5 protein-coding genes, 1 rRNA gene and 1 riboswitch are annotated in these 6314 nt (G+C 42.2%); of the genes, 4 read left to right on the top strand and 2 right to left on the bottom strand.

Annotated features, from left to right (window positions below; translation table 11 throughout):
* Nucleotides 1–81 precede the first annotated feature (81 nt).
* Nucleotides 82–1191, bottom strand: coding sequence for a tRNA (uridine(54)-C5)-methyltransferase TrmA (trmA, locus tag L4C44_RS21955; RefSeq protein WP_019820518.1), 1110 nt, complete (start codon nucleotides 1189–1191; stop codon nucleotides 82–84).
* A gap of 154 nt (nucleotides 1192–1345) precedes the next feature.
* A riboswitch (cobalamin riboswitch) is annotated at nucleotides 1346–1550 on the top strand.
* 40 nt (nucleotides 1551–1590) lie between these two features.
* Here trmA and btuB point away from each other — a divergent pair.
* From btuB to murI, 3 genes are all read left to right on the top strand, one after another.
* Nucleotides 1591–3426: a TonB-dependent vitamin B12 receptor gene (btuB, locus tag L4C44_RS21960; protein WP_428805703.1), complete on the top strand. Its 1836-nt coding sequence runs from the start codon at nucleotides 1591–1593 to the stop codon at nucleotides 3424–3426.
* A 48-nt stretch (nucleotides 3427–3474) separates the two neighbouring features.
* Nucleotides 3475–4140, top strand: coding sequence for a Dph6-related ATP pyrophosphatase (locus L4C44_RS21965; RefSeq protein ID WP_210447755.1), 666 nt, complete (start codon nucleotides 3475–3477; stop codon nucleotides 4138–4140).
* 66 nt (nucleotides 4141–4206) lie between these two features.
* On the top strand, nucleotides 4207–5007 hold the full coding sequence (murI, locus tag L4C44_RS21970) for a glutamate racemase (RefSeq protein WP_146492135.1): 801 nt from the start codon (nucleotides 4207–4209) through the stop codon (nucleotides 5005–5007).
* Here the strand turns inward: murI and L4C44_RS21975 are convergent.
* Entirely contained in the window at nucleotides 4970–5422 is a 453-nt protein-coding gene (locus L4C44_RS21975) for an RNA recognition motif domain-containing protein (protein ID WP_017061054.1), read from the bottom strand. The genes murI and L4C44_RS21975 overlap by 38 nt on opposite strands.
* A 639-nt stretch (nucleotides 5423–6061) precedes the next feature.
* On the opposite strand from L4C44_RS21975, the gene L4C44_RS21980 reads away from it, so the two are divergent.
* Nucleotides 6062–6314, top strand: a 16S ribosomal RNA gene (locus L4C44_RS21980); the annotation flags it as partial.

The raw sequence follows: 6314 nt of genomic DNA on the forward strand, positions 1-6314 counted from the left end.
ACCAATCTATAAATAAAAAAAACGAGCCAATTGGCTCGTTTTTTTGTATTTGCTGTTTGTCTTAGGCCGAGAAAGCGAGACTTATGCTTTGCGCTCTAAGAATACACCCGCTTCCATGTGGTGGGTGTAAGGGAACTGGTCAAACAGAGCAAAACGAGTGATATTGTGTGTTTCGCTTAGGATCTCTAGGTTCTCTTTCAACGTTTCAGGGTTACAAGAGATGTACATGATACGCTCGTAGCCTTGAACCATCTTACAAGTATCTACATCCATACCTGAACGCGGTGGATCAACAAAGATAGTGTTACAGTTGTAGCTCTTAAGATCGATGTTCGCTTGCTGTAGACGACGGAATTCACGCTTGCCTTCCATTGCTACGGTAAAATCTTCTGCAGACATACGGATGATCTGAACATTTTCAATGTTGTTCGCCGCGATGTTGTATTGCGCAGATTCCACTGACGGCTTCGCCAGTTCTGTTGCCAGTACACGCTCGAAGTTTTGTGCCAGCGCTAATGAGAAGTTACCGTTACCACAGTAAAGCTCAAGCAAGTCACCTTTACTGTCTTGAGTACAGTCGACAGCCCATTCCAACATTTTCTCTGCTACTTTTCCGTTTGGTTGAGTAAAGCTGTTCTCTACTTGTTGGTAGATGTAGCTATCACCATTCACGTCTAGCTTTTCAATAACGTAGTCACGGTCCAGTACGATTTTCATCTTACGCGCACGACCAATCAGGTTTAGGTTAAAACCTTCATCGTTTAATTGCTGCTTAAGTACTTTAGCATCTTGAATCCACTGTTCACCTAATTGACGGTGGTAAAGTAGTGACACCAAAATCTCGCCGCTTAATGTAGAAAGGAAATCTACTTGGAATAGTTTGTGGCGTAGAGAGTGGTTGTCCTTCATTGCATCCGTTAATAGAGGCATCAAGTCATTGATTAGACGGCTAGCAGCAGGGAACTGGTCTACGCGATATTTTTCTTTAGTCTCTTGGTTGAACATGACGTAATACATATCGTCACCTTCATGCCACACGCGGAACTCAGCACGCATGCGGTAGTGTTGTTCTGGAGATTCATACACTTCCAGCTCAGGCACATTATATTCTGAGAACATTTCAGTAAGACGCTCTGTCTTTTCTGCCAGTTGTTCTTGGTAGCGTTGCGGGTTTACATCTAAATTCGCCATTGTTATGCCTTTTGCTGTCGTGCTTTTAAATCAAGAGCGCAGATTTTATTCAATCACAGGCGCTTGTCCAGTGTTGAGAGTCATTCAGTGTAAATAGGCCATGAAAACTATAGCTTATAACTATCTTAGACTAGACAAATGATTCAGAGGTCAATACTATCTTCGGCAAGCTGGTGTCATTTAGATGTATAGATGGCTGAAGAGGGAATCTGGTGTAAATCCAGAACTGACGCGCAGCGGTAAAAGAGAACGAGTATTCATAAGACACTGCAAATAGCTTTTTGTGGGAAGTCGAGTATTAGGTAACCATAAAGGTTGTGCTCTTGAGTCCGAATACCTGCCAGCGGCCAAACCATAAGATGTGGTTTGGTAGGACTTTACGCGATTTAGGATCACAACATGAACAAATCCCTTTTAGCGGTTGCTGTAGCATCGCTGCTTTCACCTATCTCCAATTTACACGCCCAACAAGCATCTGCCGACGAAACCATGGTGGTTACGGCTAACCGTTTTGAGCAAAGCACTGAAAGTGTTGTCGCTCAAGTTGAGGTTGTGACACGTCAAGATATAGCTCGTATTCAAGCTAAGTCACTAACTGATGTATTCAAACGATTAACGGGTATTCAAGTTACACAGAATGGTGGTAGAGGCCAGCAAGCTTCGATCTTTGTTCGAGGTGCTAACTCTGATCAGGTTCTTGTGTTAATTGACGGCATTCGTTTTGCTCGCGCTGCAAAAGGTGGAGTCGACTTTAGCCAGTTACCAATTACATTCGTTGATCGTGTGGAATACGTTCGAGGTGCCCGTGCTGCTATGTATGGCTCAGAAGCTATCGGCGGTGTTATCAACATTATTACTGTTGCAAACTCTGACAATGAAAAAACGGCAGTTAGTGCAGGTTTAGGAAGCTTAGATTACCAGGAGCTGAGCTTTGTTAGTGGTACTAAGGTCGGTGAAAATGGTCACTTGAACGTGTCTGTTGGTTACGATTCCGATGAGGGATACAACGTTCATCCAATGCCTGGAATAAATGATGGTGACCGCCATGGTTTTGAATCGCGCAACGCACTAATTGGTTATGTTCATAACTTTGATCAGCAATGGAGTGGTTTTGCTAACTTCCGCATGTTTGAGACTATCTCTCAATATGATGGTTCGTATGTTGATTATATTACGGGAGCACCTGTCCACTCTTACAAAGAGGCAGAAGTTCAGAATTCTACCTTTGCTGCTGGGGTTAAATATAGTGGCAGTGAACTTAAGTCTGATTTCCTAGTTAACTATCAGAATCAAGATAACTGGAACTACGAACAGTCTTTAGGCAAGAACTCAGCGTCAGCAACATCTGATGAGCTTGAACAGCTAAATGTTCAATGGGTGAATTCATACAAATTGACTTCGGCACTGACTCTAAGCGGCGGTGTAGATTGGCGTGATGAGGCTTATATTGTGAAGCCTTCGAATACTGAATATGACAGAACGAATGTTGCATACTTTGCAGCATTAAATGCAGACGCGGATAAAGTGTTTGGCGAGCTGAGCCTTCGCGTTGATGATAATGAGCAGTTTGGTACTGAAACCACTTACAACACCGGGTTAGGCTATCGTTATGCTGAGTGGCTTGTTGTGAAAGCAGCTTATGGCACATCCTTCAAGGCACCTAACTTATATCAACTATATAGCTACTACGGTAATGCACAGTTAGAAGCTGAAAAGGCAGATTCATTCGAGTTGACTTTTGGTGGCTTAATCAAGGACGTTGATTGGTCGATTACTGGCTATGACACGAACGTTGAAGACTTAATTGATTACAACTACGCGACAAGCAAGTACTACAATACCGATGGCGAAAGCCAACTACGTGGTGTTGAAATGGTCGTTGGATTTGATACTAGCTTTATTAATCACCAAGTGAGCGCTAACTTCCAAGACCCAGAAGATCAATCTGGTGAGCAACTGATACGCCGAGCTAAGAAGATTTACAAGTATAATGCAGTGGCTAGTTTCGATGATGTTGATGTTTCATTAGGTTACCAATATGTAGGTGAGAGACCGGACTTCTCTGAAGATCTCGCAGCGTATAGCTTGTTTGATGTTTCAGTGAACTACTATGCGAATGAAAACCTTACTTTAAATGGTCGAGTGGATAACTTAACTGACGAAGAGTACGAGACTGCTGGTGGATACCCATCACCAGAGCGTACATATTACGTGAATGCTACTTACCAATTCTAATTAACACCTAAACCGCCTTCGGGCGGTTTTTTCTTATTGGGTATATCAATGAAAAAGAAAGTCGTCATAAGTTGGTCATCAGGTAAAGACTCCACCTTAACCCTAGAGCGTTTGCTTGAGAGTACCGAGTATGAAGCTGTTGCTCTCTATACTACGTATGTTGGAGATGAAGTCCCTTTCCAAGTGACTCCGATTGATGTAGTTGCTATGCAGGCACAATTAATCGGGTTGCCACTCATCACCATAGAGCTTCCCGAAGTGTTCCCAAGTAATGAGATTTACCAAAGTACGATTGTCTCAGCATTGAAAGGGTCTGGCTTATCAATTGATGCGGTCGCATTTGGCGATATGTTTTGTAACGGAATAGCCGACTACCGAAAAAGCTATATAGAACCGGCGGGTTGGGAGTGTGTATTTCCTCTAATGGGAGAGAGCAGTCAAGCTCTTGCTAGTGAGATAATAAACAGAGGAATCGAAACCTTTCTCGTCACGGTTGATAGCTATACATTGGATAAGAGCTACTGTGGGCAGAAATACACGTCAGAACTAATAGGCAGTTTACCGAGTCATGTCGATTCATGTGGCGAAGACGGTGAGTTCCATACTCTAGTGACGTCAGCACCGTGTTTTAAAGGAAGGCTTAAGGTAGAGCTACAAAATGTAGAGGAAGGTGAGCGTTTTGTTCATCAACGCTATAAAGCTTGCATTATATAGAGTGAGGATTGGCGAAAACTAAGCGAAGGAGTATCATTGCAGCGAAACTTATTATAGGTAATCGCTGTGTCGGATAGTCTACAAAAAAATATATTGGTCTTTGATTCTGGAGTGGGTGGTCTATCTGTATATAAAGAGATAAGTCAGTTACTACCGAATCATAACTATATCTATGTATTCGACAACGAGGCTTATCCTTATGGTGAACTCGACCAGCAAGTGCTCATTCGCAGAGTTCAAAGCATCGTGGCCAGTTTTGTGGCTAGTCACGCGATTGATATTGTAGTGATAGCTTGTAATACGGCGAGCACGATTGTCTTACCGACACTCAGAGCTAATAATCTTATCCCTATTGTCGGTGTTGTTCCGGCAATTAAGCCTGCATCCCTGCTTGCTAATAAAGCGGTCGGTCTTATTGCTACTCCCGCAACGATCACTCGTCAATATACGCATGACTTAATCAAAAACTTCTCGAGTAACAAAAGAGTCGAGCTTTTAGGTTCTACTCGGCTGGTGGATATGGCAGAAGAGAAACTCAGAGGTGAGGTGATTAATCTTCAAGAGTTGCAGCAAATCCTTCAACCGATGCTCAACACTATAGATGTGGCCGTTTTAGGATGTACACATTTCCCATTGATAAAGTCAGAGATTCAACAGGTCTTAGGTAGCAATGTTTTATTGGTTGATTCTGGTAAAGCGATCGCTAAGCGAGTGCAAGATTTATTGGATTTGGAAAGTGATAATAAAGAGGGGGGAGTGCGTGAGGTTTTTTGTAGTGCACTTCCTAAAAAAGAAAGTGCACTAAATAGCATGTTAAAGCAGTTAGGGTTTAGCTCAATTCAGATTCGTCCGCTTCAGGATGTTTAGGATCATTTGCAACACGTACTTTTAAAGTTCGTTGCATGTAATCTTTATCGTTAAGTGCAGATATTGCATGATTCACATCATTACTTGCCATAACAACAAATCCAAAGCCTCTTCTTTTACCAGTACGTTTGTCTTTCATTAAACGTACTGCAAATACTTCACCATGCTCTGAGAATAATTCACGTACATGTGATTCGTTCGCTTTGTATGGAAGGTTACCCACATAAAGTGTTTTTGTTGAAGCCTTAGGTTCTGAATCTGATTTTGAGTCGGTGCTTGAAAAGTTAACAACAAAAGCGGAAGCCAAGACACCAAGGATAAAGGTAATTGCAGGCGATATATCTACCTGAGAGAAAACAATGCCGCCTAATACAGCCAGTGCGACAATTAACAACATCGATTTTTTTGAGTTCATATCGGAATACTACATATTAATAAACGAAATAGACGCATCTACCATTAACAAAATAGACACATGAATCTTACGTTCATGGCTTCCATTTTTCCAATGTATTGCTGTGATACGTCTCAAATGTTTAGTTTTTATTCGAAAAATGCGGATCTGGTGGCTTTTTAGGCGAACAAAACTTTTATTTCAAAAAGCCCTTGTGCTCCCCTTCAATCTCTCTATAATGCCGCCTCACCGACACGGAGTGAGACGAAAGTCACACAGCGAAATCGGTAGAGAAAAAGAGTTTGAAAATAACCCTTGACTCTCAAAGTGGTGCAGGTATAGTGCGCACCCCTAGCGACTGAGATGTGAATCACAAAACGCTAGCGCTCTTTAACAATTTAAACCTATCAATCTGTGTGGGCACTCGTTGATGAATATCAAAACGTTTTATCGTTAGATAAAACAGATTCTTCGGAATCAAAATTGATTTCAATGAACTGAGTGACCAATACAAATAACTACTTTCTCTTGTAGAAAGAAGGTATTTGGCACAGTCAATTCATTATCATTCTGTTGGAATGATAATAGCTTTAGAATTACATGTTCATTTTCGAATGAATATTAGTTTTGAAGTCAGTATTCGTTGAGTCACAAAATCTTAAATTGAAGAGTTTGATCATGGCTCAGATTGAACGCTGGCGGCAGGCCTAACACATGCAAGTCGAGCGGAAACGACACTAACAATCCTTCGGGTGCGTTAATGGGCGTCGAGCGGCGGACGGGTGAGTAATGCCTAGGAAATTGCCTTGATGTGGGGGATAACCATTGGAAACGATGGCTAATACCGCATAATGCCTACGGGCCAAAGAGGGGGACCTTCGGGCCTCTCGCGTCAAGATATGCCTAGGTGGGA

It is taken from the genome of Vibrio satsumensis, from assembly GCF_050337435.1.
Taxonomy (GTDB): Bacteria; Pseudomonadota; Gammaproteobacteria; order Enterobacterales; family Vibrionaceae; genus Vibrio; species Vibrio satsumensis.

Bases quoted from the DNA above. Each gene is read 5' to 3' on its own strand.
- L4C44_RS21975 (WP_017061054.1), bottom strand. From the start codon at position 5,422: ATGAACTCAAAAAAATCGATGTTGTTAATTGTCGCACTGGCTGTATTA.
- btuB (WP_428805703.1), top strand. From the start codon at position 1,591: ATGAACAAATCCCTTTTAGCGGTTGCTGTAGCATCGCTGCTTTCACCT.
- L4C44_RS21965 (WP_210447755.1), top strand. From the start codon at position 3,475: ATGAAAAAGAAAGTCGTCATAAGTTGGTCATCAGGTAAAGACTCCACC.
- trmA (WP_019820518.1), bottom strand. From the start codon at position 1,191: ATGGCGAATTTAGATGTAAACCCGCAACGCTACCAAGAACAACTGGCA.